This is a genomic window from Collinsella aerofaciens (assembly GCF_002736145.1).
Classification (GTDB): domain Bacteria; phylum Actinomycetota; class Coriobacteriia; order Coriobacteriales; family Coriobacteriaceae; genus Collinsella; species Collinsella aerofaciens_A.
In genome coordinates, this window is sequence record NZ_CP024160.1 from 1407558 (window position 1) to 1434314 (window position 26757).

At 56.8% G+C, this 26757-nt stretch carries 23 protein-coding genes and 1 tRNA gene; 7 read left to right on the forward strand and 17 right to left on the reverse strand.

The window, feature by feature from the left end; translation table 11 throughout:
- Window positions 1-27 precede the first annotated feature (27 nt).
- The 3 genes from CSV91_RS06180 to CSV91_RS06190 form a co-directional block, all read right to left on the reverse strand.
- A complete protein-coding gene (locus CSV91_RS06180) occupies window positions 28-999 on the reverse strand; it encodes a hypothetical protein (protein ID WP_099432199.1) in 972 nt (323 codons plus the stop codon).
- A gap of 459 nt (window positions 1000-1458) precedes the next feature.
- Complete coding sequence (locus CSV91_RS06185) at window positions 1459-1797, reverse strand: PTS lactose/cellobiose transporter subunit IIA (protein WP_006234827.1); 339 nt, start codon at window positions 1795-1797, stop codon at window positions 1459-1461.
- Window positions 1798-2011: 214 nt separating this feature from the next.
- Window positions 2012-3016 carry a LacI family DNA-binding transcriptional regulator gene (locus CSV91_RS06190; RefSeq protein ID WP_099432200.1) on the reverse strand — a complete coding sequence of 335 codons (1005 nt, stop codon included), beginning with the start codon at window positions 3014-3016 and terminating at the stop codon, window positions 2012-2014.
- Between the two features lie 356 nt (window positions 3017-3372).
- On the opposite strand from CSV91_RS06190, the gene CSV91_RS06195 reads away from it, so the two are divergent.
- Window positions 3373-5148: a lactose/cellobiose PTS transporter subunit IIB gene (locus CSV91_RS06195; RefSeq protein ID WP_099432201.1), complete on the forward strand. Its 1776-nt coding sequence runs from the start codon at window positions 3373-3375 to the stop codon at window positions 5146-5148.
- A gap of 66 nt (window positions 5149-5214) precedes the next feature.
- The gene (lacG, locus tag CSV91_RS06200; RefSeq protein ID WP_099432202.1) at window positions 5215-6654 is read left to right on the forward strand and encodes a 6-phospho-beta-galactosidase; all 1440 of its coding nucleotides are present in this window, start codon (window positions 5215-5217) and stop codon (window positions 6652-6654) included.
- Between the two features lie 373 nt (window positions 6655-7027).
- On the opposite strand, the gene CSV91_RS06205 is transcribed toward lacG (CSV91_RS06200), so the two are convergent.
- Window positions 7028-8029: a LacI family DNA-binding transcriptional regulator gene (locus CSV91_RS06205; RefSeq protein WP_099432203.1), complete on the reverse strand. Its 1002-nt coding sequence runs from the start codon at window positions 8027-8029 to the stop codon at window positions 7028-7030.
- Between the two features lie 284 nt (window positions 8030-8313).
- Between CSV91_RS06205 and CSV91_RS06210 the strand changes: the two genes are divergently transcribed.
- A complete protein-coding gene (locus tag CSV91_RS06210) occupies window positions 8314-10092 on the forward strand; it encodes a PTS lactose transporter subunit IIBC (RefSeq protein ID WP_099432204.1) in 1779 nt (592 codons plus the stop codon).
- A 74-nt stretch (window positions 10093-10166) separates the two neighbouring features.
- Window positions 10167-11588, forward strand: coding sequence for a 6-phospho-beta-galactosidase (lacG, locus tag CSV91_RS06215; RefSeq protein ID WP_197736858.1), 1422 nt, complete (start codon window positions 10167-10169; stop codon window positions 11586-11588).
- A gap of 195 nt (window positions 11589-11783) precedes the next feature.
- Here lacG (CSV91_RS06215) and CSV91_RS06220 read toward each other — a convergent pair whose 3' ends face one another.
- Window positions 11784-12548 carry a DeoR/GlpR family DNA-binding transcription regulator gene (locus CSV91_RS06220; protein WP_232049575.1) on the reverse strand — a complete coding sequence of 255 codons (765 nt, stop codon included), beginning with the start codon at window positions 12546-12548 and terminating at the stop codon, window positions 11784-11786.
- A 205-nt stretch (window positions 12549-12753) separates the two neighbouring features.
- Between CSV91_RS06220 and CSV91_RS06225 the strand changes: the two genes are divergently transcribed.
- Window positions 12754-13806 (forward strand): aldose epimerase family protein, encoded by a 1053-nt coding sequence (locus tag CSV91_RS06225; RefSeq protein ID WP_099432205.1) that lies wholly within the window; start codon window positions 12754-12756, stop codon window positions 13804-13806.
- Between the two features lie 164 nt (window positions 13807-13970).
- Here the strand turns inward: CSV91_RS06225 and CSV91_RS06230 are convergent, their stop codons facing one another.
- A complete protein-coding gene (locus CSV91_RS06230; protein WP_099432206.1) occupies window positions 13971-14477 on the reverse strand; it encodes a PTS system mannose/fructose/N-acetylgalactosamine-transporter subunit IIB in 507 nt (168 codons plus the stop codon).
- Window positions 14478-14634: 157 nt separating this feature from the next.
- On the opposite strand from CSV91_RS06230, the gene CSV91_RS06235 reads away from it, so the two are divergent.
- Window positions 14635-14710 (forward strand) — tRNA-Thr (locus CSV91_RS06235).
- 406 nt (window positions 14711-15116) lie between these two features.
- Here CSV91_RS06235 and CSV91_RS06240 read toward each other — a convergent pair.
- Entirely contained in the window at window positions 15117-16052 is a 936-nt protein-coding gene (locus tag CSV91_RS06240) for a hexose kinase (RefSeq protein ID WP_099432207.1), read from the reverse strand.
- 59 nt (window positions 16053-16111) lie between these two features.
- Window positions 16112-16993, reverse strand: a complete 882-nt coding sequence (locus tag CSV91_RS06245; RefSeq protein ID WP_099432208.1) for an aldose 1-epimerase family protein — start codon at window positions 16991-16993, stop codon at window positions 16112-16114.
- Window positions 16994-17148: 155 nt separating this feature from the next.
- Here CSV91_RS06245 and CSV91_RS06250 point away from each other — a divergent pair, with 155 nt between their 5' ends.
- Window positions 17149-17712 (forward strand): flavodoxin domain-containing protein, encoded by a 564-nt coding sequence (locus CSV91_RS06250; protein WP_232049576.1) that lies wholly within the window; start codon window positions 17149-17151, stop codon window positions 17710-17712.
- 95 nt (window positions 17713-17807) lie between these two features.
- Here the strand turns inward: CSV91_RS06250 and nagA are convergent, their stop codons facing one another.
- The 9 genes from nagA to CSV91_RS06295 all read right to left on the reverse strand — a co-directional run bounded on the left by nagA (window position 17808) and on the right by CSV91_RS06295 (window position 26589).
- Entirely contained in the window at window positions 17808-18977 is a 1170-nt protein-coding gene (nagA, locus tag CSV91_RS06255; RefSeq protein WP_099432209.1) for an N-acetylglucosamine-6-phosphate deacetylase, read from the reverse strand.
- Between the two features lie 116 nt (window positions 18978-19093).
- Window positions 19094-20260, reverse strand: a complete 1167-nt coding sequence (locus CSV91_RS06260) for an AgaS family sugar isomerase (RefSeq protein WP_099432210.1) — start codon at window positions 20258-20260, stop codon at window positions 19094-19096.
- Window positions 20261-20371: 111 nt separating this feature from the next.
- A complete protein-coding gene (locus tag CSV91_RS06265) occupies window positions 20372-21106 on the reverse strand; it encodes a GntR family transcriptional regulator (protein WP_099432814.1) in 735 nt (244 codons plus the stop codon).
- 87 nt (window positions 21107-21193) lie between these two features.
- Complete coding sequence (locus CSV91_RS06270; protein WP_040360084.1) at window positions 21194-21622, reverse strand: PTS sugar transporter subunit IIA; 429 nt, start codon at window positions 21620-21622, stop codon at window positions 21194-21196.
- Between the two features lie 81 nt (window positions 21623-21703).
- Window positions 21704-22327, reverse strand: a complete 624-nt coding sequence (locus tag CSV91_RS06275; protein WP_099432211.1) for a hypothetical protein — start codon at window positions 22325-22327, stop codon at window positions 21704-21706.
- 188 nt (window positions 22328-22515) lie between these two features.
- Window positions 22516-23355 carry a PTS system mannose/fructose/sorbose family transporter subunit IID gene (locus CSV91_RS06280; protein WP_099432212.1) on the reverse strand — a complete coding sequence of 280 codons (840 nt, stop codon included), beginning with the start codon at window positions 23353-23355 and terminating at the stop codon, window positions 22516-22518.
- Window positions 23345-24232 (reverse strand): PTS mannose/fructose/sorbose/N-acetylgalactosamine transporter subunit IIC, encoded by an 888-nt coding sequence (locus CSV91_RS06285; protein WP_099432213.1) that lies wholly within the window; start codon window positions 24230-24232, stop codon window positions 23345-23347. The genes CSV91_RS06280 and CSV91_RS06285 overlap by 11 nt, the downstream gene beginning before the upstream one ends.
- A 93-nt stretch (window positions 24233-24325) precedes the next feature.
- Window positions 24326-24790: a PTS sugar transporter subunit IIB gene (locus CSV91_RS06290; protein WP_006236263.1), complete on the reverse strand. Its 465-nt coding sequence runs from the start codon at window positions 24788-24790 to the stop codon at window positions 24326-24328.
- 2 nt (window positions 24791-24792) lie between these two features.
- Entirely contained in the window at window positions 24793-26589 is a 1797-nt protein-coding gene (locus tag CSV91_RS06295; protein WP_099432214.1) for a glycoside hydrolase family 35 protein, read from the reverse strand.
- Window positions 26590-26757 lie beyond the last annotated feature (168 nt).

Consider the following 26757-nt stretch of genomic DNA (forward strand, 5'->3'; position numbering starts at 1 on the left):
ATTCCCCGGTATATACAGCTGTTTTAGCTACTCAGACTGTCCGCTCTTCTTGGCATGTTTGGACGGAGCGCTCAGAAAACGGCCCGTCAAATAGTTCGCCGGGCCAGAGATATCGATCCCCAGTAGCGTGTGCCCCAGCCACAGAAACGCCGCGAGCACCAGCAACGGGATAACGCACGAGGTCACGATCATCACGATGACGCCTTCAATCAGATCGGTCACCTGTTGCACGATCTCGTCGGTCATTTGCTTGGCACCACTGGTTACCGACGTGACCAGGCTCGAGGCACCGTCGACAAGCTGTTCAAGCACGTTCTTGGACTCTGTGGACTCGGTCTTTTTCTTGCTTGCTTTGGAGCTGTCGCTATCTGCCGTACCCGCAGCGTCGGCCGCCTTTTGCTCCGCCGCTTCGATGCTCACTCGATACGTTTCGTCGACCTTTTGCGACACCCATACGCTTGCAGGCACCAACGCCATGCCGATCATGGCAACCACCAGCACGCGAGTTGCCACGCGACGGATGACCGTGCTCGTGCTCCAGCGCCCGTGAATGCCGAGCGACACCGCAAAGAGCACCAACGCAAGCGGGATTAAGATGCCCAAGCCAACCGACCACAAAATTGTGAGCAAATATTTTTCCAGGTATAGCACGGCAAGCACGATACCAAGGTTGCCTGAAAGCTGCGCGAGCTGCTCGGCAACCGGCGTCCCCGTATCACCCGGCAGCGCGGTAATGCCCGCAGACAGCGCCACGCACGAGGTCGTGAGCGCCAAAACATTGCCCTTCTTTTGATCGATGACCTCGATGGTGGAGTCCCAAGTCTTGGTATCGGCAAAATGCGGGCGCGCGACAAAGCCCGACAGCAGCGCCAGCACCACGAGCGCAACGATAAAGCCAATCTGCAACTTTTTGTTTGCGCACACGACATCGGACAGGCTGGGCTGCAGCTCGGTTACCGTCGTATGCTCGGTTATCTGGACAGGACGCCCATGAGCCATCTCATACGCGTCTCTTTTTTGAATTGATCCGTTGTCCGGCATTTGGATACCTCCTCATTCCGGCCTGTATTGCGGTGGAAAGTATACCCACCCATCGAAAAACCGAACGGCAGGAGGCGCAACAGGCTGCTGCATGACCCGCCCGCCATGAAATGGGCCCATCTACTACGTTTAACCGCCCATCCCCGACCATGCCACAAAGCGAAAAAACAAAACCGCAGGTAGAAGTCCTGCGATTTTTCATGAAACTCGAGTGTGTTCGAGGGTATCGGGTTAAACGTAGTAGATGAGCCAGTTTCGTGGCGAGCGCTGCCAACCGATCCTCCGGGGACGGGAAAAGCGGGTCATTTGGGGCTGTCGACCCCTATTTCGCCGCAACGTAGATAGGTGGGATACAGAAAAAACCCTGCCGCGGATAGCGGCAGGGTTTTTGGAAGGGGACTTGGTTGTGAGGGTTCGTTAGGCGAGCTTGGCCTCGAGCTCAGCGATGCGCTTGTAGGCATCGATGGTAAAGCGGGTCTGCTTCTCCAAGATCATGGTGGTCATGAGGGTGTCCTGAGCGTGGGCCATGATGAAGGTCATCTCCATCTCGCCGCCGCCGGCCTCCTGCGAAAGCAGCTTGGTCTGCGTGTCGTGGGCACCGATGAGCGCATCGCTGGCATCCTTGTGCAGCTGCTCGGCCTTCTCAAAATCACCCTCGCGAGCAGCATCGAGCGCTGCAAGCAGATCAGTCTGGGCGTCACCCGCGTATGCGACGATCTCGAATCCAACCATCGAGATTTCTTCTTTGGTTGCCATATTGCGTTCCTTTCACATATGAACCAATGGAGAGCATCGCGTCCGGGCATACGCGCTGCGTTGTGTATGACAGAAACATTAACATTCAAACAAAACAGAACAATGCAAAACGCAATTTCGAGCTATGAACGGTCGATTTTCGCCCGTGAACGGTTTTTAAACCAATCTGAACAATATCGAACATAGTTAGCGGCAACCCAAACAGGACCGCACCCTAACGCAAATCGCGCACCGTATCGCCCTCTACGAGCACACCGGGGATCAGCATGTGCTCCACGCCAGACGCACCCCCCTCGGCGCCGGCAATCTTGTCGACCGCCCACATGCCGACACGCTTGTTGTCAAAGCGCACCGTGGTCAGGCGACGGTCGGGCACGATATCGCCCAGACTATCGTCAACGCCCACCACGCTCACATCCTGGGGCACGCGCTTCCCGCGCGACTCGAGCCCACGGATGCAGCCATATGCCATGGCATCGTTGGAAGCATAAATGGCCGTACAGGTCGGATCGTCTGCTAAAGCCTGACCAGCAGCGTACCCGCTCTGTGCCGTCCAATCGCCACGGACGAGTCGCGGCGGCTCAATACCATGCGCACGCAATGTCTCGCGCCAGCCTTCCTCGCGCTGCATGCCCGAAAGCGAGCGCTCGGGGCACGAGATAAAGTGCACGGTCTTGTGCCCCTGCTCCAGCAAGTACTCGACCACCTGGCGCGAGCAATCGAACTGGTCGTTATCGACCGTTGAACAGAGCGGGTGCTCCAGCATGGTGACGAGCACCGTCTGCATGCCGGGCAGCGGCTCAAAGGTGCCAAAGTCCGCCGGCATGCGATTCATGATCACAACCATGCCATCCACCGGCAGCGCGCTCATGCGCGACGATGCACTCTCGAGGGTATACGGATGCCCGTCTACTTTAGTTAGGGTGATGGCATAGCCATGTTTGTCGGCCGCAGCGGCAAAGCCCTCCATACGGTCGAGGTTGCCGGTGCCGGTAATGTTGAACATGGCGACACCGACGGTCTTAAACTTGCCGCGGCGCAGCGATCGACCGGCAAAATTGGGACGATACCCCAGCTCGCGCATGGCGGCACGCACGCGCTCCTTGGTCTCGGGGCGCACGCTGGGCGAATCGTGCACGGTGCGCGAGACCGTCTGCTCCGAGACGCCCGCGAGACGCGCCACGTCCTTAACGGAAACCGATTTTTTAACAGCGGCCATAGGTCGATCTTTCTATGTCAACGATGCCATTGGCGGCACCCTACGCAGTCAAATGAACGCCTTCAAGTATATCCAACACCTCCCCCACAATACGTTTACCACCCAAAACCTACCGTTCACCGACAATCTTGCTTCCCCGAACGGCTTTTGTCGCCCAAATGTTAACGTTGCCATTGCGCAAACACAGAGCCACCGGGCGGCTCAAACGTTTACGCCTAAGGAATCGATGGTTCGCAGGCACAGGAACCACTGGTTCGCGTCTTTTTTTGTGTCGCAAAATGGCAACGTCAACATTTTGGCAACCGAACGCCAAAAGCTACCATCGTTGCTAACCCACCGACTCTTAGGAGCATTGCATGGAGCAACTCATCGCCATCATCGAAAAGGGCCAGCCCTTTTTCAACGCGATCGCCCGCAACAAGTACCTCAAGGCGATCCGCGACGGCTTTATCTCCGTCATCCCCATCATCATCTTCTCGTCCATCTTCTGCCTGGTAGCCTCGGTCCCCAACATCTGGGGTTTCTATTGGCCCGATGACATCAACAACGCCCTGTGGAAGTGCTACAACTACTCCATGGGCATCCTGGCCATCGCCTGCGCCGCCACCACTGCCAAGCACTTCGCCGACGCCCAGAACCGCGATCTGCCCAAGAACAACCAGATCAACTTTATCTCGTGCATGTGCGCGGCCATCATCGGCTTCTTGCTCCTTTCGAGCGACACGATCGCCACGGACGCCGCCAGCGGCTTCAACACCACCTACCTTGGTTCCAAAGGCCTGTTGACCGCCTTTATTGCTGCGTTTGTGACCGGCATCATCTACAAGTTCTTCATTAAGCGCAACATCACCGTCAAGATGCCCGAGCAGGTTCCGCCCAACATCTCGCAGACCTTTAAGGACATCATCCCCTTCTCCGTCTGCATCACCGTCTTTTGGGTCTTTGACATCGTCTTCCGCGCTGCCTTTGGCTTCTGCTTTGCCCAGGGCGTCATCCAGGTGTTCCAGCCCCTGTTCACCGCTGCCGACGGCTACATCGGCCTCGCTGTGATCTACGGCGCCATGAGCCTCTTCTGGTTCGTCGGCGTCCACGGCCCTTCGATCGTCGAGCCCGCCATCGCCGCCGCCCTCGTTGCCAACATGACCGACAACCTGGCTGCGTTCCAGGCCGGCCAGCACGCTTCCGCTGTCCTGACCCAGGGTGCCCAGTACTTCGTCGTCTGCATGGGCGGCACCGGCGCCACGCTCGTCCTGGTCTTTATGTTCTGCTTCCTGGCCAAGTCTCAGGAGATGCGCGCCGTCGGTAAGGCCGCCATCGTCCCGGTCTGCTTTGCCGTCAACGAGCCGCTGCTGTTCGCCGCACCCATCGTGCTCAACCCCGTCTTCTTTGTCCCGTTTGTCTTTGCTCCGATCGCCAACATCTGGATCCTCAAGATCTTTATCGACTTCTTGGGCATGAACGGCTTTATGTACACCCTGCCCTGGACCGTCCCCGGCCCCATCGGCACCATCATGGGCCTGGGCTTCCAGCCGCTCGCTTTTGTGATGCTCGCCCTCATCCTGGTCGTCGACTTTGTCCTGTACTATCCGTTCTTCCGTGCCTATGACGCCCAGAAGTGCGCTGAGGAGGCCGAGATCTCCCAGGAGGAGCTCGCCGCCAAGAACGCCGAGAAGGCCGCCAAGCTCAACGATGCCTTCCAGGGCAAGGCCGATGCCAAGAGCGTTGCCGCCGGCGCCGCTGCCGAGGCCGTGAAGGCTGACGCCCCCGTCGCTTCCGCAGCACCCGCTGCCGAGGCTACGACCGCCAGCGACCTCAACGGCAAGCGCGTGCTCGTGCTCTGCCAGGGTGGCGGAACCTCGGGCCTGCTCGCCAACGCGCTGGCCAAGGCTGCCAAGGAGCGCGGCATCGATCTTGAGACCGCTGCCGACGCCTATGGCAACCACGTGGATATGCTCCCCGACTTTGACCTGGTCGTCCTGGCCCCGCAGGCAGCCAGCTACCTGGCCGACCTGCAGAAGGACTGCGAGCGCGTGGGCAACAAGTGCGTCGCCTGCCGCGGTAAGCAATACATCGAGCTCTCCCAGAACGGCGACAAGTCTCTCGCCTTCGTCTCCGAGCAGCTTTCGAAGTAAGTAACGCCTAGGGCCAGTCGACCATCAACAGCCGGCTGGCCCTTCGATTTAGACGATTGGATCATCATGTCCGTTAACCCTGCTAGCGTCACCAACCCGCCCGCGCAGTTTCCCGAGGACTTTGTCTTTGGCGGCGCCACTGCCGCCTACCAGGTAGAGGGCGAGACCCGCACTCACGGTAAGGGCAAGGTTGCCTGGGACGACTTCCTGGAGGCCCAGGGCCGTTTCTCTCCCGATCCCGCTTCCGACTTCTACAACCAGTACCCCGTCGACCTGGAGCTGTGCGAGGAGTTCGGCATCAACGGCATTCGCCTCTCCATCGCCTGGAGCCGCATCTTCCCCAACGGCACCGGCAAGATCAACCCCGAGGGCGTCCAGTTCTACCACGATCTCTTCGCCGAGTGCCACAAGCACCACGTTGAGCCGTTTGTCACGCTGCATCACTTTGACACGCCGCTGCCCCTCTTTGAGAAGGGCGACTTCCTCAACCGCGAGACCATCGACGCCTTTGTGAACTTTGCCACCTTTTGCTTTAAGGAGTACGCCGACCAGGTGACCTATTGGTTCACCTTTAACGAGATCTGGGCGGACGCCTCCAACACCTACATCGAGGGCACCTTCCCCGGTGGCGTCAAAGCTCATCTGGCCGAGGCCTTCCAGTGCGAGCACAACATGATGCTCGCCCACGCCAAGGCCGTGCTGGCCTTCCACAACGGCGGCTTTAAAGGCAAGATCGGCGTCATCCAGTCGCTGGAGTTTAAGTACCCACTCAACGAGAACGACCCCGCCGACATCAAGGCCGCCAACAACGAGCACGTGCTGCAGAACCAGTTCTTGCTCGACGCCACCTTCCGCGGCGACTACGCGCCCGACACCCTCGAGTGCGCCAACCGCCTGGCTGCCGTCTCGGGCGGCACCATCGAGATTCTGGATGAGGACCTCGAGATTATGCGCGAGGCAGCGCTCTACAACGACTACCTGGGTGTCAACAACTACCAGTGCCGTTTTTTGAAGGCTTACGATGGCGAGAACGACCTGCACCACAACGGTACGGGCGAGAAGGGCACCGGCCGCTGGCGCGTCAAGGGTATTGGCGAGCACGTGAACAAGCCCGGCATCCCCACCACCGACTGGGACTGGATCATCTATCCCGAGGGTCTGTTCGATCTGCTCGTCTACATTAAGCAGCGCTACCCCAACTACAAGCAGATCTTCATCACCGAGAACGGCATGGGCTACAAGGACCCCTACAAAGACGGCTTTGTAGACGACCAGCCACGCATCGACTACATCGAGCAGCACCTGCGCTGGTTGCTCAAGGCCATGGAGGTGGGCGTCAACGTGGGCGGCTACTTCCTGTGGAGCCTGCAGGATCAGTTCTCCTGGACCAATGGTTACAACAAGCGTTACGGCTTCTTCTACGTTGACTTTGAAACCCAGAAGCGCACGCCCAAGGCAAGCGCCTACTGGTACAAGCACGTGGCGCAGACCCGTCGTCTGGACTAGCGGCCTGCGGCGAGCGGCTTGCTGGTAGCGGGATTGCCCCGTTCACATAACCTGTCCCCATTTCTCAGCCGGGGGTGGCACGTCACACGGCGCGCCGCCCCCGGTCTTTTTTGTTTTTGGGCTGGTCGTGAGCCGTTTGTCTCGATCTGTAACATCTAGCCGAGTCTTTGGGTCCTAACTGTTACAGATAGAGATAAACAGGGTGGGCCGGACCGAATTGTCTAAATCTGTAACACTAAAACCGGTTTTGGGCGTCTAGTTGTTACAGATCGAGATGAATGCACGGGCCAGTTCCCTCAATCTAAATCTGTAACAACTAGCAGGTTATTTCGCTCCTACCTGTTACAGATCGAGATGAGCAAACCGGGCAAGCCTACGCCCGCAGGTCCTTTACGCTGGAACGCTCGACCAACACGCCCGAGACGAGCGTGCGGCTTCTGGAGCTCGGGGCTTCCAGACCTGCGACGACCTCGTTAAGCGCACGGATGCCCAGCTCGCGGTGGCGAAACTTCACCGACGTCAGAATCGAGTTGGGTATCGTCTTGTAGAGCTCATCGTCGAAGCCGATCACGGACACGTCGTCGGGCACACTGAGCCCTTTGTCACGTAGAGCCATCATCACGCCGTTTGCCATGCAGTCGTTAGCAGCGAGGACCGCCGTGCAATCGGGTTTATCGGCAAGCACAAGGCCCGCGGCATAGCCACTATCCGCATTCCAATCGCCTTGCAGAGGCTCGGGCGGCTCAATGCCACGTGCCTCGAGTGCCGCACGCCAACCTTTCATACGGCACTGGCTCGACAGCGACTCTTTCTTACCAGAGACGAAGTACACGTTCTTGTGCCCGCGATTCAAGAAGTACTCGCACGCCATGCGCGCGCCGTCCTCTTGGTCGTCACTGACGGTGGAGCAGGTAGGATGCTCCATCGGCGTGATAATCACCGTCTTGAGGTCTTTCGGTGCCTCAAAGGTATCAAAGTCATCGACCATCTGACGCAGGTTGAAAATCATGCCGTCGACGGGAAGCTGCGACATCCTACGCGCCGCTTCGGCAAGGGTCATCTTCTCCCCCGCCCGCTTTTTGATCATCGTGAGAGCAAAGCCTCGCTCTTCGGCGGCATCAGCAATACCGTCGATCATGTCCACGTTGCCGCCCGACAAGTGGAACAGCACCACGCCGATGCACCCGTAACGGCCCAACTTGAGTGAACGCGCGGCAAAGTTCGCCCGGAACCCAAGCTCCTCCATGGCCGCATGGACCCTATCGCGCGTCGACTCGCGCACGCTATCGGGCTCGTTGATCACGCGCGACACCGTCTTGAGAGAAACGCCCGCGGCAACTGCCACATCGCTCATTGAGACATTTTTCTTGTCCATCGTTGCCACTACTTCTCCAGTCGGTTTTGCATCGCTTGTTTTTTGCGTTCTAGCATACACTACCTGCCTGACTGATAAATCAACCGTTTACCGAACGATATCGACCGCTCACCCGTATATCCTTGTTGCTCTTCCAAAAATGTCTTACGTTGTCATTAACGAAATGACAACGTTGTCATTTCGCAATGCCTTCCTTAAGCAGGAAGGTTTCCGGGCAGTCCTGACCATCCATCAACGACCAGTTCCATCCACATGCATCGCGCATCGAGCAGCAAAGGAGCTCTATGGACGCCATCGTAAAGATGCTCGAAAAGCATCAGCCGTTCTTTGAGAAGATCTCGAGGAACATCTACCTCCAGGCCATTAAGGACGGATTCCTTGGGTGCATGCCCATCGTCCTCACCTCTTCGATCTTCCTGCTGATTGCCACCCTTCCTGGCGTAGTTGGCATCACGCTGCCCCAGCCGCTCATCGACTGGTGCAACAAGCTGTACAACTTCACCATGGGCGTTATGGGCATCATGGTCGCCGGTACCACTGCCAAGAACTTTACGGCTTCCATGAACCGTCGCATGCCCGCCGGCAAAGTGCTCAACGACGGTTCCACCATGGTGGCCGCCCAGTGCAGCATGCTGCTGCTCGCAGTCACGCAGTTCACTACCAAGTTCAACGGCTCCGAACTTTCGGTCTTCGATTGCACCAGCATGGGCACGCGCGGTCTGTTCTCGGCCTATATCGCCGCGTTCATTACCGTGTGGGTCTATAAGTTCTGCGTCTCGCGCGATCTGACCATTAAGCTGCCCAAGGAGGTCCCGGGCGCCATCGCTCAGAACTTCCGCGACATCATCCCCTTTGGCGGCGCCGTCATCATCTGCGGCATCATCGATGTCGTTGTGCGCAACCTCATGGGCGTTCCGTTCTCCGAGCTGCTTATCAAACTGCTCTCCCCGCTCTTTACCGCTGCAGAAACCTATCCTGGCCTTATCCTTATCCAGGCTGCCACCGCGTTCTTCTGGTTCATCGGCGTCCACGGCCCCTCGATCGTCCAGCCGGGCATCGACCCCATCCGTCTTGCCAACCAGGCCGAGAACCTGCAGGTTCTGCTGGCCGGTGGTCACCCCGCCCACTCCCTCACCTTTAACATGTCGCTCGTGGGTGAGTTCGGCGGCACCGGCGCCACGTTCATCGTGCCGCTTCTGCTGATTCTCTTTATGAAGTCCAAGCAGCTCAAAGCCGTCGGTAAGGCCTCGATTGTTCCTGTTGCCTTCGCCGTCAACGAACCGCTGCTCTTTGGCGCGCCGATGATCCTTAACCCCTACATGCTCATCCCCTTTGTTGCCGCCGGTTGCGTCAACGTGAGTGTTGCCAAGTTCTTTATCGACAATGTGGGCATGAACGGCTTCTCCTTCGTGGTGCCTTGGGCTACCCCTGCCCCCATCGGCATCTTCATCACCACGAACTTCCAGCTTATTGCCCTGGTATTTGTCGCAATCATTATCTTGCTGGACGCCATCATCTACCTGCCGTTCTTGAAGGCATACGATAAGCTGCTCTGCGACCAGGAGGCCGAGCGCGCCGCCGAGCTGGGTCTCGAGTCCAATGGCGCCGCTGTCATCGCCGCCAACGCCCCTGCACCCGCTGTCGAGCAGACTACCGCTTCCGTCGAGACGACCGATGCCGCCGCTGACAGCAAGCCTGTCGCCGATCAGCCCGAGCCCGCCGCCGACGCATCCGTCAAGAAGGATGTCGACGGTCTGAAGGTCCTCGTCCTGTGCGCCGGCGCCGGCACCTCTGCCATGCTTGCCAATGCCATCAAGGAAGGTGCCGCGCAGACCGGAGAGAACATCGCTTCCTCTGCCGGCGCTTATGGCCAGCACACTGCCATCATGGATCAGTACGACGTTATCGTGCTCGCCCCGCAGGTCCGTAGCTACTACAACGACATGAAGGCCGACACCGATCGCCTGGGCATTAAGCTGCTCGCCCCGCGCGGTAAGGAATATATCGACCTTACTCGCGACCCTGCTGGCGCCATCAAGTGGCTCCGCGAGAACCTCGACTAGTTTCTCCCCTGTTGGTGCCCGAATCCCCAGTTCGGGCACCTCTCCCTATTCGTATCCCACAGAAAGGATAACTCATGACCAATCCCATGCAGTTCCCCGACGGCTTTGTGTTTGGCGGCGCCACCGCCGCTTACCAGGTTGAAGGCGAGACCCGCACGCACGGCAAGGGCAAAGTGCCCTGGGACGATTTTCTGGCTGCCCAGGGTCGCTTCTCCCCCGATCCCGCAAGCGACTTCTACAACAAATATCCGGTCGATATCGACCTGTGCCAGCGCTTCGGCATCAACGGTATTCGCGTCTCCATCGCTTGGAGCCGTATCTTCCCCAGTGGCACCGGCGAGATTAACCCCGAGGGCGTCGCCTTCTATCACGAGCTTTTCGCCACCTGCAACAAAGCTGGCGTTATCCCCTATGTCACGCTCGATCACTTTGACACGCCCGAGGCCTTCTACCAGGACGGCGGCGAGGGATTCCTGACGCGCACGACCATCGATGCCTACGTCGAGTACGCCAAGTTCTGCTTTGCCGAGTTCACCGAGGTCAAGCACTGGTTTACCTTTAACGAGATTCCCGCAACCGCCGAGGGCAGCTTTATCGTTGGCAACTGGCCGCACGGCGAGAAGTACCGCCTGGACAAGGCCTTCCAGCTCATGCACAACATGATGGTGGCCCACGCCAAGGCTGTCGTCGCCTTCCATGAGGGCGGCTTTGAGGGCGAGATCGGCATTGTCCAGAACCTGGAGCCCAAGTATCCCCTCGACCCCAACAACGCTGCCGACTGCGAGGCAGCCCGCATGGCCGACGTCATCAACAACCGCTGGGTACTCGACGCCACCTTCCGCGGCCACTATGCAGCCGACACCATGGAGGCTGCGACCAAGCTGGCCCATATCGCCGGCGGCGAGCTCGACGTCCGCGACGAGGACATCGCCGCGCTGACCGCCGCGCTCCCCTACAACGATTGCCTGGGTGTCAACACCTACAAGTGCCAGTTCCTGCGTGCCGCCGAGGGCGAAAACGACATCAACCACAATGGCACCGGCGACAAGGGCTCCTCGCGCTGGTTCCTCAAGGGCGTGGGCGAGTCATGCGTGCGCGAAGGCGTACCCACCACCGATTGGGACTGGATTATCTATCCCGAAGGCCTCTACGACCTGCTGCTCCGCATTAAGAACGATTACCCCAACTACAAGAAGATCTACATCACCGAGAACGGCATGGGCTATAAGGACGACTTCGAGGACGGCTTTATCGACGACGCCCCTCGCATCGACTACATGCGCCAGCATCTCGCGTGGATCCTCAAGGCAATCGACGGCGGCGTGAACGTCGACGGCTACTTTGTGTGGTCGCTGCAGGACCAGTTCTCCTGGACCAACGGCTACAACAAGCGCTACGGCCTGTTCTACATCGACTTTGAGACCCAGAAGCGCTATCCCAAGGCGAGCGCGTACTGGTACAAGAACGTCGCGGAGACCGGTCTGCTCATGGCCTAGTTTCCGCCGCATATCCCCCTGTCGGCCGCATACGAATCCCAAGCCGGTTCGTATGCGGCCTTTTTTATTTTGGCTCGGCCCGAGCAGACCGTTTGTCTGGATCTGTAACATCTAGCAGGGGTTTTCGGTCCCAGCTGTTACAGATCGAGACAAACAGGACGTCCGATCAGAAAATCTCAATCTGTAACACCTAAGCTAGCAAATGACCTGCGTGTGTTCCTCGATGGCAGTGCGGTCCTCGGCGGTAATACCCGGCTCGCACACCACGGCGTCCAGGCTGTCCAGGCGGCAGAAGGTATAGAAGTCGCGCTTACCAATTTTGCTGGAATCGGCGATCAGATAGCGCGAGTCTGCCTTGCTAAAGGCAAGCTGCTGGATACGGCCCTCGTCCATGTTGGACGTAGATACGTCGCCATCCAGAATGCCGTTGGCGCCGATAAACGCCGCGTCGATACCCAGCGCACGCAGGGTATCCTCGGCCGTTGGTCCCACAAAAGCGGCGGTGCGGCGACGGTACATACCACCCACGAGGCACAGATCGCAATCTTCGCGCGCCTCGAGCAGGTTAAACACCGAAAGTGAATTGGTCACAATGCGCAGGCGAAATGCCGGCAGTATCGAAGCCATCTGCTCAACCGTGGTGCCCGTACCCAAAAAGATGGTCGAGCCCTCCTCGATGAGCTCAACGGCGCGGCGCGCGATCTGCAGCTTTTCCTCGGCATGCTTGGTGCGCTTTTCGCTGTGCGAATACTCGTGGCGCAACATAGCGTGGGGACGTCCCTGTGCACTACGGGCGCCGCCGTGCACGCGCTCGATCTCGCCTAGGCTCGCAAGCTCCTCAAGATCGCGGCGGATCGTCATATCCGAGACGCCCAGTGCATCCGAAATCTCCTTGACCGAGACCGTGCCCTGCTCCTCGAGCAGCTGACGAACCTTATCCTGTCGCTCCGCTTTAATCACGATGAGTCCTCGCTGTTCCACGCCCGCGTCAATTCAAACAGTAACGAACAAATTGTATCAGACTCGTGCGCGTCAAAAATGAACGCTCGCACAGCTCCAATCATCACTTTTTTGAGAAAAATACCCCCTGCTTTAGTGGGGTGTAGTGATAATTTTGCCTGTTCGCGCTACAGTTTGTCCGAAATACCTCGATGTTAGGAACCAAATGATCACTTCCGAGCTTTTCGGCACCGCGCCGTGCGGCACCTCCGTTCATCGTTACACCCTCAACGGGCCCGAGATCTGCGTTCGCATTATGGACTATGGCGCCACCGTGCTTGGCATCGATGTGCCCGACATTCCCGGCAATGTGCGCGATGTGGTGCTGGGCTTCGATAAGCTCGAGGATTACTTTGACAACCCCGCCTGCTTTGGCGCGACCATCGGACCTGTGGCCAACCGCACTGCAGGTGCCACGATCACCATCGCCGGCACGGACTGGCATATGCCCGCCAACGAGGGCACCAACAACCTGCACAGCGATCTTGAGCATGGTCTGCACAAGCGCGTATGGGACGTTGAGCTCGACGAGGTCCACAATGCCGTGCGCATGACCACCTCGCTTGAGGACGGTGAGCTGGGCCTTCCCGGCAACCGCACCTTTACGGCCGTGTTTACCGTGACGCGCACCGGCTGCTTCCGTATCGAATATGGCTGTGAGAGCGACCGCGCCACGTACGTGTCCATGACCAACCACACGTACTTTAACCTTGCCGGTCACAACGCCGGCATGGACTGTGAGCACTTCTTTGTTGCTAACGCTGCCCACTACCTGCCCATCAACGAGCAGAATATCCCCACCGGAGAGATCGCTCCGGTCGAGGGCACGCCGTTTGACTTCCGTGAGCTGCGCCCCGTCGCGCCCGGCATGGAAGCCGACGACCCGCAGATTAAGCAGGCCCGTGGCTACGACCACTGCCTGTGCATCGATGGCTATCAGTACGGCCGTAATCTGCGCCGCGCGATGCACGTCGAGGAGATGTGGACCGGCCGTGAGCTGGACTATTACACCACTGCCCCGGGCGTGCAGCTCTACACCGGCAACTGGCTGGGCGACGAACACGCCAAAGACGATGCCAACTACGGTTGGGGCGCCGGCTTTGCCCTCGAGGCCGAAATGTATCCTGACACGCCGCACCATGCGCTGTTCCCCCAGGGCATCGTGGGCCCCGGTCATCCCTACAGCAATGTGATCGAATACCACTTTATGAGGCACTAGGCCCACAACGCGACATATCGCACAGCAACGCCCGCCGGCACCACCGCCGACGGGCGCTTTGCTATCTAGTCATTGGGGACGTTCTTAAATGACTAGTCGTTGGGGACAGTCTTTAACGTTTGGCGAGAAGGACTGTCCCAATCTGCCGGCACTTGGGGACGTTCCTAAAAGGCCGACACATAGGGAACGTCCCCAATGACTAGTTGGATGGGGTCGGGATTGGAGCTGGGGAGATAGCAAATTTCTAGTTCTATGCCGAGCTTTTGCAGCTCTTTGAAGGCGGCGACATCTGCGCCGTCTACGGCGACCGCGGGCGTTACAGAGCGCTTGCCCTCCCCTGCCTGCATATGGCCGATGCTGATCTTGGTGATCGGCACACCACCCTTAACCAGCGCGAGCGCATCGGCGGGTGAGGCCACCATGATCAGAATCCATTGACGCGGCGTTGCGGTATGAATGATGTCGATAGTCCTTTGCACCGAGAAAAACCGTGTCCAGATGCCTTCTGGCGCCGCCGCCCTCATGGGTGCCCATTGGCGCGAATCCGCCGCGATCTCATCGTTGACGATTAGGACAAGGTTGGAACCCACGGCTTCGTTCCACAGTTCAACGTCTTGCCCGTAAATAAACCGGTCATCGATGCGTGTGAGAAGAATCTTGGGTTGAGCCATCGCTGCCCCATTCTGCTTGAGATCCGCAAGAGCAAGACATCACGTCACCAATATTAGTGCATTTAAAGTGAGAAAAGCCGTCAGAACCCTTGCGCGGATGTGCGATGTCCCGTATCATAGACAGCCGTTGATGCCTCAGTTGCGTCACCACATGGCCGCCAGCGTAGCTCAGTTGGTAGAGCACCGCTCTCGTAAAGCGGGGGTCACCGGTTCGAGCCCGGTCGCTGGCTCCATTGCACAAGATAGCCGCCTTTGGGCGGCTTTTTTGTTGTCGATTATGGGCGCGCGCCAATCCACGCATCGCCACGTCGATCGCTTCCTACTCAAAAACAGAAACCCCCCCCAAACGTGATTTCCCTTAGGGAAACACGCTTGGCGGGGTCGTAGCGTGATTCCCCTAGGGGAATCACGCCATCAGACGAACAGCTCAACCGAGCAGCTCGTTACTCCTCCCAGTAAGCGTCGGCAAGCAGCTTACTCGGCGAACGCATTACCAAAGCTGTTGCCGCCCACCTACGTCTCGGCTAGGGTAAGGTCGGGATTGAACACGACAACGTCGGCGTCGCGCCCCGACATAATGCTATCGCACTTGTCGTCGACATGAGCTAGCAAGCGATGCCGGGACCGACGCCCAAGCCCTTACAGCTCGGTCACGACAACGCCGTTGTAGACCTCGTCCCAACGGTCCATAACCAGATGGCCGGTCATAGGATCCATGGCGTTGAGCTTGCCGCAAGTGTTGGCGGTACGCAGCACCGTCTCGTCGTCTGCGCCAGCAGCGATGGCATGCGCGAAGCCTGCGATAGTGGAGTCGCCAGAGCCTGTTGCGTTAACGGCAGGGATATCGGGCGTCTTTGCGCGGAACGCACGACCATTGTGGAAGCCAACGGAACCGGCAGCGCCCATGGACACGACGACCCAGGGGATATCGGAGAAGCGGGCATCAGAGGCGAGCGCGGCGCGGAGCTCGTCCACATCGTCGGTGGTAAAGCTCGTGCCCAGAAGGCCGTTGATCTCGGTCAGGTTAGGCTTGACCAGCTCGGATTTAATTTCGGACTTAAGGGCGGCCTCGAGCGAAGCGCCCGAGGTATCGAGCAGCACCTTGGCGCCGGCGTTCTCGGCAATGCCCGTGATCTTGGCATAGTAGTCTGCCTCGACACCGCGGGGCAGCGAACCCGAGATGGTGACAACGTCGGCCTTGCTCGCAAGCTCGGTAAACTTGGCGGTAAAGGGATCGAGCTCCTCGGGGGCAATCGTCGGGCCGCTCTCGAGCAGCTCGGTCTGGTTGCCGGCATGAAGGATATTGAGGCAGATGCGGGTCTCGCCCTTGATGGGCACAAAGTCGTTGTTAATACCGTTGGCGTCCATGAGCTCTTCCATATAGGCGCCCATATGACCACCAAGCAGGCCGGTTGCCACAACGTCGTCGCCCAGCTGGCCCAGGACGCGGGCAACGTTAAGGCCCTTGCCGCCGGCGGTCTTTTCGGGTGTCACGCGGTTGACGTCGTCGATGACGAGTTCATCGAGCTGATAGCGCGTATCGACAGACGGGTTCATCGTAACGGTGAGGATCATTTTTAGCTCCTTATCTCGCAGGCTCCTTGTGCCTCGCGATACGAGTCGACAAAACGGAATTACAGAATCTCAATCGTGAACGAGCGAACGACGGTCTCCTTGGGCTTGGCGATAAGGCAGCCGCGCTTGTGCTCAAGCACGTCGTCCTCATCGGAGCAGGTCGAAAGGCCGCCCCAGGGTTCAACTGCCACAAAATCGCCCTCGGGCTTGCTCCACACAATGAGATATGGGAAGCCCTCAAAGCTCAGGCGGACGCCCTTGTCCTCGCCCTTTTTGGAAAGCGTGACCTGACGGCTCTCGAGCACGTCAAAGATGGTCTCCGCAAAATCGAAGAGCTCATGTGACAGAGGCAGCGTCTTTCCAACCATGGGGTTCTTGGAGCGCCTGTCCACATCAATCAAGCCAGTCGAAGGAACGGCGGTGCAGAGCTCCGCAGCCTCATCCTTCTCAAAGCGCAGCTCGTAGTCCGTATAGGACTCGCCCTCATCGAGCGGACACCTAAAGCCGGGATGACCGCCGATAAAGAACGGCATGTCCTCGGTTCCCTCGTTGGTCACCTCATAGGAGACGCGCACAGCAGCGTCCTCGAGCGTATAACGAGCGACAAGCTTAAACGGGTACGGATAATCGCTCAGCAGCGCGGCGTTATCCTCGGAAGCCAGGCACATCGCCAGCTCGTTCTCGCTCTGGCTCAGCAGTTTCCACTCCTGTTTGCGCGCAAACCCGTGGCGAGCGAGCTTTACATGATGCCCGGCAAACGTCATGGCGCTGTTGTCGCGCAAGCCTCCGCAAATCGGGAAGCAAATCGGTGCTTGGCCGGACCACACGGCGGGATCGCCCTGCCACAAGTACTCGCGACCTCCAGCCTCAATCGAGGTAAACGAACCACCAGCCGTGGACACCTTAATAGAAATCGAATCGTTAGAGAGAGCGTATTCCATTGCCCATCCTTTCGAACAACTGCTTTTGCTCGCAAGTACCTGTCTCGGCCCTGACCAAAGGACAAACCCGCACGTTCACCGATGCATCCGGTATCCCAGGCATGCAACGGGGCACCATACAGACATTGATGCAATTACAGCTGAAAGGCCTTCTTATGCGAACCATCATCCTCTATGCCTCGCGCCACCACGGCAATACGAAAAAGCTCGTGGACGCCATCGTCGAGGCGCACCCCGAAATCGATACCCTCGACGTCAAGGCGCTTGGCAAAAACGAGTACCCCGACCTGCACGAATACCATCTGATTGGCGTCGCCACGGGCATCTATTACTCCGAGATCGACAAGGACATGGCACGCGTGCTCACGAACGTGCTGCAGCCGCAGGACAAGGTGTTTGGCCTTATGACCTACGGTGGCAAAAACAAGTGGTACGGCAAGGATATCGATGGTATCTGCCGCATGAGGCAGGCCATCTTTATGGAGGTCTACGGCTGCCCCGGCTTTGATACGTGGGGGCCGTTCAAACTCACCGGCGGTGTCCAAAAGGGACACCCGACCGCTGAAGATATTAAGGGCGCCGTCGACTTCTTCGACAAGATCGAAGACGAGTACGGCGACATCATCGTCGAAGAGTATGCCAAGCGCGAGAAGCGTCTAGCCTACGAGAAGGAGCATCCTGCAGGAGGCCTGGTGGCCGGCGTCAAGCGCACGGCATAGAAGATCGCTAACAAGCTGTAACTGTAAAGGTGCTTTTGAGCGTTTAACCCATACGGCGGGTCCGAGCAGATTCGGGCCCGCCGTTTTTTCTATCGTTACTCGGTAAAGGCGTTGCCGACGCTCTGACCGCCAACATACGTCTCGACGAGGGTGAGCTCATGGTCGAACACGACAAAGTCGGCGTCGCGACCTGGCATGATGCTGCCGCACTTATCCTCGATGTGCGCAGAGCGAGCCGGCACCTCGGTTGCCATGCGAATGGCGATATCGGCGCTGGCGATGCCCCAGTCGACGATGTTCTTGACGCCCTGGGCAAGCGTGAGCACCGAGCCGGCAATGCTCTTGCCGTCGGCGAGCCAGCACAGGTTGTCCTTCATGATGACGTCCATGCCACCACTGGTGTAGCTGCCCTCGGGCATGCCGCCGCAACCCAGGCAGTCGGTAATGAGCACCGTGTGCTGCCAGCCCTTGGCCTGCAGCAGCGCCTTGATGGCAGCAGGGTTAACGTGCTTGCCGTCACAGATGATCTCGGCGTAGGTCTCGGGCGTGGACATGGCAGCGCCCACGACACCGGGCTCACGGTGATGCAGCCCGCGCTGGCCGTTATAGGTATGCGTAAAGCAGCTGGCACCGGCGTTGATGGCAGCGATGCACTCATCGTAGGTGGCGTCGGAGTGACCGATGCTGGTCACCACACCCTTGGCGTTCAGAGCAGCCGCATAAGCAGCGGCACCGTCGCGCTCGGCCGCCATGGCGCTCTTGACGATGCGACCACCCGCAGCCTCCTGCCACTGATCAAAGATCTCCTCGGAGGGATCGATAAGATAAGCGGGGTTCTGCGCGCCCACGTGCTTCATGGTAAAGAAGGGGCCCTCCAGGTAGATGCCCTGAATGCGAGCACCGCAGAAGTCGGGGCCGCGACCCTCGTCCGCCTGAGCGATGGCGGCGCAGGCGTCCTTGATCTGCTCGACGCCATCGGTGAACGTCGTGGGCAGCCAGCTGGTGGTACCGCGACGGGCGAGCTCGGTCGAGCTGATATCGATGCCCACGGGATCATTATCGGTAGTTGAGTGGTTGTAGAAGCCATGGATGTGAGTATCGACCATACCCGGTGCGATCCACGACCCCGTGTAGTCCTTAATCTCGCAAGAGGGCTCGTCGGCCTGCCAGGCGCCAAAGACGCCATCCTCGACCATAAGATAGCCGCCCAGTTGCGGGCCTGCCGGCAAGAAGAACTTGTCAGCCTTAATTGCGTACGTGCTCATATGCACTCCTTGCTTCTAAAGCAGTTGACTGTGGTGATGCTATACCCAGCTCAGGTAAAACAAAAAGCGCCCGCCCGCCGTTATGAGCGGACGGGCGCCCTTACAGAGGGACGCGATTAAGCGGTGAAGGGGTGAATCGTCACGCCCTTGACCACGCGGTTGACCGTGCCGGTGGGGCTCGGCGTATCGGGCGTGTTGCCCACGCGCACGGAGTTGAGCAGGCTGATGGCCTGGGCAAACATCACGAACGGCAGAGCGAGGTAGCCCTCGGGAAGCGCTTCGTAGCCCTTAAAGGTGAAGGACTCACCCTCATAGACGGTAGCACCTTCCTGCTGAACGGCGATGGTGTGCTGAGCGATTTCGTCGCCACCGATCTCGTTGAGGATGTCGATGTCGTACTGACGGGTGTAGGCGTCGTTGTTGACGAACACGAAGACGAGCGTCTTATCGTCGACGAAGGACTTGGGTCCGTGACGATAGCCCATGGAGGTGTCGTAGGAAGTAGCGACCAGACCGTGAGCGAGCTCGAGGATCTTGAGCTGGCTCTCCTGGGCAAGGCCACCAAAGGAGCCAGAACCCAAGTAGGTCACGCGGTTGAAGTCGCCAGCCAGGTAATCGGCAATCTCAGACTCACGAGAGATGACCTCCTCGCCCATCTTGGCAATCGTCTCGACCCACTCGGCCTTCTGCTCGTCAGAGGCAGTGTCGAAAATAAGGGTGGAGAGCAGGGTCATGCAGGAATAAGAGCCAGTCATGGCGAAGCCCTTGTCGTTGGCGCGCGGAATGAGCAGCGTCAGCGCATTGGGATCATCGGCAGACTCGACGGCGAGCTTGCCCTCAGGAGCGCAGGTGATGTTGAGGAACTTGACGTTGTGGACGAGCTCCTTGGCAACGGCAACGGCGGCAAGGCTCTCGGGGCTGTTGCCAGAACGGGCAAAGGAAACCACGAGCGTGGGATCCTCGGCGCGCAGGAAGTCGCGCGGGGCGCTCACGATGTCGGTCGTGGCGATGGGCTTAAAGTCGTAGAGATCAGTGTTGCCAGCGTGACGCAGGTACGGGGCGCAGGTATCGCCAACGTAGTCGGACGTACCGGCACCGGTGAAGACAACGGACAGACGACCCTCGCCCATAGCGCGAGCCTCGGCCAGGAAGGCCTCGATGGCCTCCTTGTTCTCGCGATAGATGTTGAGCGTATCACGCCAAAGCTCGGGCTGCTGAGCAATCTCGGCCGTGGTGATCTGGGCGCCGAGCCCGGTAAGCTCCTCGACACTCTTCTCGAACATTTCTAATACCTCTTTCTTTACTAAATTGTCTGATATACAAAGACTTAATCTGAAAAGTTAAATCGGGTAGTAGTCATAGGCTGTTTTTCTTTCGTTAGCACTCGTATCCGATCACAGAGTATCTCGATAATGAGAAATCCTGTACTTGAACTTGTCGGCACGAGCCACCGAAAGCGTGAACTCGACAACATCATTTTGGGTGTTGTGAGTAGTTCGGACTATGTCCAGAACTGGCGCACCCTCACCAATACCTAGAAGCCGAGCGTCACATGGACGTGCTATACCCGCAGAGAACTCCTCATCCGCTACTCGAATTTTCTGCTGATAATCCTGCTCAATAACATCGTAAAGGGGCTTTTGTTCGAGTAGAGGACGCTTGAGTGAAATAAAGAGCCTTGCTGGAAGATAGCTACGCTCAACCATCATAGGTATACCATCTGCCATTCGTAAACGTTTGAGTTTTAATACCTTTTCACCCAAATGAATCCCCATTTGCATCGAGAGCGTTTTATCTGCTTCCATTTCACAGAACTCTAAGATGGTTGTTTCTGGCAGCCGGCCCATCGCTTTCATCTGTTCAGTAAAACTGTACGATTGGGTAAGATTTGTTGCTTGAGCTAGTCGATCGGCAACAAACGTACCGCGACCTTGTTTTCGCACAATCCAACCAAGATACTCAAGTTCCTGAATTGCAAGCCGGACAGTCGACCGCGAAAGCCCGAAACGTTCGGCAAGCTCACGTTCGGACGGAATCAAATCACCTGGCTGATATTCATGATCAATTTTTTCGATCAGAATATCTACGAGCTGGTCATATAGCGGTTGTCTGTGCCTCGTGCACGTCATGATATTCTCCACGTAATGAGCAATTGACCAATACTTCAGCCTTCAGGTAACGCACCAACATGTCCAATAAATGGGCTAATAGCGACACTACATCTCATCGTCTTCATCAATGTCAGCACTCTCGAGTTTCTTGAGATCGACTCCCTCACGACCAACGACCCGTGCGCGTTCGGCAAGTTCATCAAGCGTTGGGTCTCCAAACGCACGCGTCATAACGAGCTCCACCAGCATAGGTAGATTTGTTCCGGTGACAACGGTCACGTTATCGAGCTCAGTCGTCATTGGGATAGCTTGATTGAACGGAGTACCGCCAAGCAAATCAACAAACACCAATACGCCATCACAAGCTTGACGCATCTTGGCAATGCAGGTTCGCAAATCATCACCAAAAGTAACCGCCTCCGAGCCCGCAAAAGGAACTACCTCAAAATTAGGCTGTTCGCCGGCGACCATATCCACAGCGCTTTTCAAACCAGGTGCAAACTGACCGTGACCAGTTAGTACAAATCCAATCATTCTATCTACCTTTCTACCGTTCGCTTTCTCTAGCCATAGAACCCCTCAAAAGGGCTCTTACGACCACTGCATCATTAAAGTTTAGTGAGTATTTTGTTTTATCGTGGGAGGTCTGTGAGCGTCTCTAAGCTGCTTTTCAAGGTTGCGATATCTAAGTGCTTCGCCCTTGTTCCCGCTGCTCTCATATTGATATGAAAGCAGCAGATAGAGCTTTCCGCGTAACCCAAGGTCGCTCGTATCCAGCATAGCTTCCATCTCATCGATCTTATCATGCCGACGGCAAAAGACTATGTCGTAGGTTAATTGACTGTCCGCCAAAATGCCCTTCGACACGATGGGGCGCATCTCTTCCAACATGGACGCCGCCCGCTTCCGGTCACCCGTCTTGATATAGAAATTAAAGGCGCGAACCGCAAGCTGTCGACGTTGTTTGTCGCTGCACGGCATCTCCAGCAAGTGGTCAAGCATTCGATCTGCATATGCGTCCATATCAGCAGCTTCATAGATCGTGAAACGCAGGTAATACTGCTTATACGTAGACATTACTATGCGCGCAAGTTTGCGATCGAGCAGGTCTATGCAATCTTGGTATAAGCCCAAGTTAAACAATACCTGCAATTTCATATCGAAGTATTTTTTCGCTCCTTCGGTCACAGCGAAATAAGCCACGACAACACAAATAAACAGGACGATCCAAAATGGCATTGCACTATATTCCCTTCAAGGCAGCCTTAAGGAATTAATCGAACACGATGACTGCATAACCGCCTATGAACAGCGGTGTCCGACAAAACAAAAGAGGCGCACACTCCAGGGGATATGGCGATAAAGTCGCCTTGGAGGTGTGCGCCACGTCTCAATTGAGGCTCAAATGCCGTGACAATATGGGGTATTTAGCCCTTGCAAATGATACCGAATGCACCCAAGGCAATGGACAGAACCAAGACGATAAAGATGGCCTTCGTCGAGGTCATGCCCTTCTTACCGAGGAGCCAGTATACGAAGCCGACGAGTGCGGCAGGAACCAGCTTGGGGCAAATCATATTGCAGATGTTCTGCAAGTCAACGGTAACGCCGCCGATAACAGGCTTCGCCGCAATAACGATACCGACATTGGTTGCGACCAGAGCACCGACCATAAAGACACCCATTACGGAGGCCGCGTCGGTCAACGCATTCAGGCGATCGCTCATGGTGGTGACGAGCTTCATACCCTGCTCATAGGCCATGTGGGTCTGCTTGCAGCGGAACCAGTCAACAAGAATGTTAACGGCGACCCAGATGAAGATACCCAAGGGGTTGCCGTTCATGGCCATATTGGCAGCCAGGGCGCCGAAAATGGTCGGGAGCAGCGAACCGAAGATGGAATCGCCGATGGAAGCCAGCGGCCCCATGAGACCAGTCTTGAGACCGGCAACAGCCTCGAGGCCCTCAATGCCCTCCTCTTCCTCGATCGCCAAATCGATACCGGTGATAATCGTGTTGAGGAAGTTTGAGGTGTTGAAGAACGGTGCGCACTGGGCGCGGCAGGCTTCCTTTAGCTCCGGCGTGCCGTCGCCGTACAGCTTACGCAGTGTGGGCAGGATAATCCAGAGATAACCAGAGTGTTGCATGCGCTCGTAGTTCCAACCATCCTGGAAACCAAACAGGTTACGACGGTTGATCTGCGCAAGGTCGTCCTTGGTAATCTTGTAGCCAGTGGTGCCATTGGCGAGTTTCTCATTAGAGCTCATCGTCGTCGTCTCCCTCCGCAGCGCCAGCAGCAGCGACGGGACGCTGGTTGTTCTTGTAGTACAGCAAAGACAGAGCAAAGCCAATAATAGCGATCGCCAGCATCGACATGTTATTGAACATACCGACCATATCCACGGCGCCCTTACCAAGCGCGGCGTTCACAGCGACGATGTTGGTGTTGAGGTTCATGATGCTCGTGAAGGCCGTACCAAACAGGGCGGCGATTACAAAGCCGAGCAGCAGGTAGGCGACGTGCTTTTTGACTGGCAGGTAACGGAGCAGGATGGCGAAGCCAACGGCGGGCAAGGCACCGCCAGCAACAGACAGACCGTCACCCAGCCACTTCAAGTCGCCGTTAAGGGCGGTGGTGATGCCCTCGACCAAGCCCTGGCCAAATGCGAGAGCCAGGAAGACCGGAATCATGCGGGACAACATCCAGGAAACGGCACCGAGCAAGTAGTGTACGTTGTAGGCGCCCCAGTTCATCTTCTCGATATCGGCATCGCACATGTGACCGAAGAACGTGTTGGCGAAACGGCCGGCGATATCGGTGTAAACGAGAATGGCAGCGACAGGTACGCCGATGGCGGCAAGAGCCGTCTCGGGATTCATGCCCGCACCCACGGCAAAGGCAGTGGCGACCAGAGTGCCGGAGTTGGCATCGATACGAGAGGCGCCGCCAAAGGTACCAACGCCCAGGACGGTGAGCTGCATGCTGCCGCCGATAAACAGGCCAGTCTGCAGGTCGCCCATAATCAAACCGGTAATCATACCGGAGAAGACGGCTGAGCCGGCACAGGTGTACCAGTTCAGCTCATCCATAATCTGATAACCCGCATACAGGGTTAACAGAAGAATCTGCCACCAAGCAATCATGGTAAACTCCTTATTTAAGGTGTAACAGTTTCTACAATACCAATACGCTTATATAAACCGTGCATCCCCCTTCACGGCCTAGCGTTAATTCGACTAGAGCGTGAGAGCCTCTGGGTTATCCTGCGGCGTCAGCTGAATGACAATAGGAAGATTATCGGCCTTGAGTTTGGCAAATGCGTCAAGGTCCCCCTGGTCGCAACTAATGTTGCGATTCAGCTTCTTGACCGGCTCCATTGTCGTCATATTACCGACGATGAGCTGCTCAAGCTTAACACCCTGTTCCAAAAGTCGAACGTAGACCTCAGGCTTTTTCGCAACAATAAAGAGACGTTGCGCATCATATTTGCCAGCAGTGATGTTGGCAGCGGCCTTGTCGACAGGAAGCACGGACAACTTCACAGTTGCCGGGCAAGCCATGCGAAGAACCTGCTTTTGGGTAGCATCTTGCGATACCTCGTCGTCAACTACCATGAAGCGGCTTACCTGACGGGCGTTAGACCAGAGGTTTGCCACCTGTCCGTGAATCAAGCGAAAGTCGATTCGTGCGCCTACAATCATTTCTACTCAACTCCTTCTTGTTCAAGTGTACGGATAACGGGCTCAGAGCGAAGGGAGATTTTCGCATCATACACGCCCTCTGTTTCGAACATAACGAGTTCATTGGTACCAGGGTGTAATAAACCGTGCGGAACATAGAGCGTCATGATGGGACCCTTATCCCAAAAACGTCCGACATTCGTTCCGTTTACGAATGCCACACCCTTTCCAAAACCCGTAGTGTCGATAAAGGTATCAGCCGGCTCAGATATATCAAACTTTGCGCGATAAAAGGAAGGTTGCCCCTCTACCCAGCCGGCGGAATAATCAAGATTATCGATGTTATCGAGTGGCAGACAACGCATCTCCCAACCGGTAACAAAGTGAAGATCAACGCAAACTCCTGTCCTAATGCCCTTATGCTGCGTATCAGCGAGCAATTTGTGACCATAATTGACGCGACCCATATCCTCGGTCAGAACATCCAGGCGGTTGTGTTCACAGGGAAGAACGCAGTGAATATCTTCCCCGATGTGCTCCTGATACTGCGTCGCCACCTTGTCACCGTTCACAAACACCTGAGCGCGGTCGCGGGCGTCAATAACCCGAATACGCTCTTCATCTGCACGGTCACGCTCGACAGTCGTGGTATATAACGTATATCCATACGACTGACCCATCTCTTCCATGGGCATAGGATATTGGGCTTCAATCGGCTCCGAAAGAGTATCGAGCACATTAAAGAGACTTACGCGCTCACTCACCGAAATATCGGGCATGGAAAACGCCTTTTTTGTTAACGGCTTGCTTTGCGCGATATCGGGATACAGCTCGTGAACTGTCCTTTGAATTGCGAAGTATTTCTCGGTCGGGTTGCCCTGTTCGTCCAATGGAGCATCGTAGTCATATGATGTCACCTGGTGCAGGTCATGCGTATGGCGTGCAGAACATCCGTTCATAAATCCAAAGTTGGTGCCTCCATGAAACATGTAGAGGTTTAAAGATCCTCCAAGCTCGAGCACCTCGCGAACGCAAGAGGCAAGATCTTCGGGATCGCGTCTGATGACGTTCTCCCCATAGCGATTGAACCAGCCGTCCCACAACTCCATGCACATAAGAGGCCATTGTTTTCCATGCTCCTTGTGAAAAGCAGAAAGAGCCTCAAAGTTCTCCTTTGCATGAGAACCAAAGTTGCCGGTGCACAACACATCATCGTCAATGAGCGTACCGGCACGAAGGCACCCACGCCACGGGCCATCGGAAGTACAAAGGGGCACGGAAACCCCACGCTCGACCATAAGGCGACGAATCGCGCGAAGATAGTCCTTATCCTCGCAATATGATCCATACTCGTTTTCAACCTGCATCATGATGATATTTCCGCCCTTGTCAATCTGACGCGAGACGAGTATCGGCATGAGATGGTCGTAGTACTGCGCAACGTGAGCAAGAAATTTGGGGTCGCTGCTACGCGGCCTCATATCATGTTCGCGCAGCAGCCATGCTGGCATGCCGCCAAATTCCCATTCTGCACAAATAAACGGAGAGGGCCGAACAATTGCATACAGACCGAGCGATGCTGCCTCATCAAGAAATGCCGCCAAATCGATTGAGCCAGAAAAATCGAAGACGCCAGGCTTTGGCTCATGAAGATTCCACGGTACATACGTTTCGACCGTATTAAACCCAAGAGCCTTAAGGTTATAGAGCGAGTGGTGCCAGTCGCTCGGATGAACACGCATATAGTGAATCGCCCCCGACAAGATGGTGAACGGCTCATCATCAAGTAGGAATTGATTGGTGATTTTAAACGAATGCATGCTACTCCCGATCTTCGTGCTCTACGACGCGGATGCCGGTTCCTCGGCCCTCAGCTAAACGCCTTGCCTATTATGGACGCATTGACGCAATTATGTAGTCAGAATCTGAAGTGGTCCGTAAACGGTAGCCAAATGACGATGAACGGCTTTAATGAACAAAATATAAAC

Excerpts from the sequence above, each read along its gene's own strand:
- lacG (WP_197736858.1), top strand. The coding sequence starts at position 10,167 with ATGACCAATCCCATGCAGTTCCCCGACGGCTTTGTGTTTGGCGGCGCC.
- CSV91_RS06245 (WP_099432208.1), bottom strand. The coding sequence starts at position 16,993 with ATGGAATACGCTCTCTCTAACGATTCGATTTCTATTAAGGTGTCCACG.
- CSV91_RS06260 (WP_099432210.1), bottom strand. The coding sequence starts at position 20,260 with ATGTTCGAGAAGAGTGTCGAGGAGCTTACCGGGCTCGGCGCCCAGATC.
- CSV91_RS06285 (WP_099432213.1), bottom strand. The coding sequence starts at position 24,232 with ATGATTGCTTGGTGGCAGATTCTTCTGTTAACCCTGTATGCGGGTTAT.
- CSV91_RS06240 (WP_099432207.1), bottom strand. The coding sequence starts at position 16,052 with ATGATCCTCACCGTTACGATGAACCCGTCTGTCGATACGCGCTATCAG.
- CSV91_RS06205 (WP_099432203.1), bottom strand. The coding sequence starts at position 8,029 with ATGGACAAGAAAAATGTCTCAATGAGCGATGTGGCAGTTGCCGCGGGC.
- CSV91_RS06225 (WP_099432205.1), top strand. The coding sequence starts at position 12,754 with ATGATCACTTCCGAGCTTTTCGGCACCGCGCCGTGCGGCACCTCCGTT.
- CSV91_RS06195 (WP_099432201.1), top strand. The coding sequence starts at position 3,373 with ATGGAGCAACTCATCGCCATCATCGAAAAGGGCCAGCCCTTTTTCAAC.
- CSV91_RS06270 (WP_040360084.1), bottom strand. The coding sequence starts at position 21,622 with ATGATTGGATTTGTACTAACTGGTCACGGTCAGTTTGCACCTGGTTTG.
- CSV91_RS06295 (WP_099432214.1), bottom strand. The coding sequence starts at position 26,589 with ATGCATTCGTTTAAAATCACCAATCAATTCCTACTTGATGATGAGCCG.
- CSV91_RS06250 (WP_232049576.1), top strand. The coding sequence starts at position 17,149 with ATGCGAACCATCATCCTCTATGCCTCGCGCCACCACGGCAATACGAAA.
- CSV91_RS06280 (WP_099432212.1), bottom strand. The coding sequence starts at position 23,355 with ATGAGCTCTAATGAGAAACTCGCCAATGGCACCACTGGCTACAAGATT.
- CSV91_RS06210 (WP_099432204.1), top strand. The coding sequence starts at position 8,314 with ATGGACGCCATCGTAAAGATGCTCGAAAAGCATCAGCCGTTCTTTGAG.
- CSV91_RS06180 (WP_099432199.1), bottom strand. The coding sequence starts at position 999 with ATGGCTCATGGGCGTCCTGTCCAGATAACCGAGCATACGACGGTAACC.
- CSV91_RS06265 (WP_099432814.1), bottom strand. The coding sequence starts at position 21,106 with ATGACGTGCACGAGGCACAGACAACCGCTATATGACCAGCTCGTAGAT.
- nagA (WP_099432209.1), bottom strand. The coding sequence starts at position 18,977 with ATGAGCACGTACGCAATTAAGGCTGACAAGTTCTTCTTGCCGGCAGGC.
- CSV91_RS06275 (WP_099432211.1), bottom strand. The coding sequence starts at position 22,327 with ATGCCATTTTGGATCGTCCTGTTTATTTGTGTTGTCGTGGCTTATTTC.
- CSV91_RS06230 (WP_099432206.1), bottom strand. The coding sequence starts at position 14,477 with ATGGCTCAACCCAAGATTCTTCTCACACGCATCGATGACCGGTTTATT.
- CSV91_RS06190 (WP_099432200.1), bottom strand. The coding sequence starts at position 3,016 with ATGGCCGCTGTTAAAAAATCGGTTTCCGTTAAGGACGTGGCGCGTCTC.
- CSV91_RS06290 (WP_006236263.1), bottom strand. The coding sequence starts at position 24,790 with ATGATTGTAGGCGCACGAATCGACTTTCGCTTGATTCACGGACAGGTG.
- CSV91_RS06185 (WP_006234827.1), bottom strand. The coding sequence starts at position 1,797 with ATGGCAACCAAAGAAGAAATCTCGATGGTTGGATTCGAGATCGTCGCA.
- lacG (WP_099432202.1), top strand. The coding sequence starts at position 5,215 with ATGTCCGTTAACCCTGCTAGCGTCACCAACCCGCCCGCGCAGTTTCCC.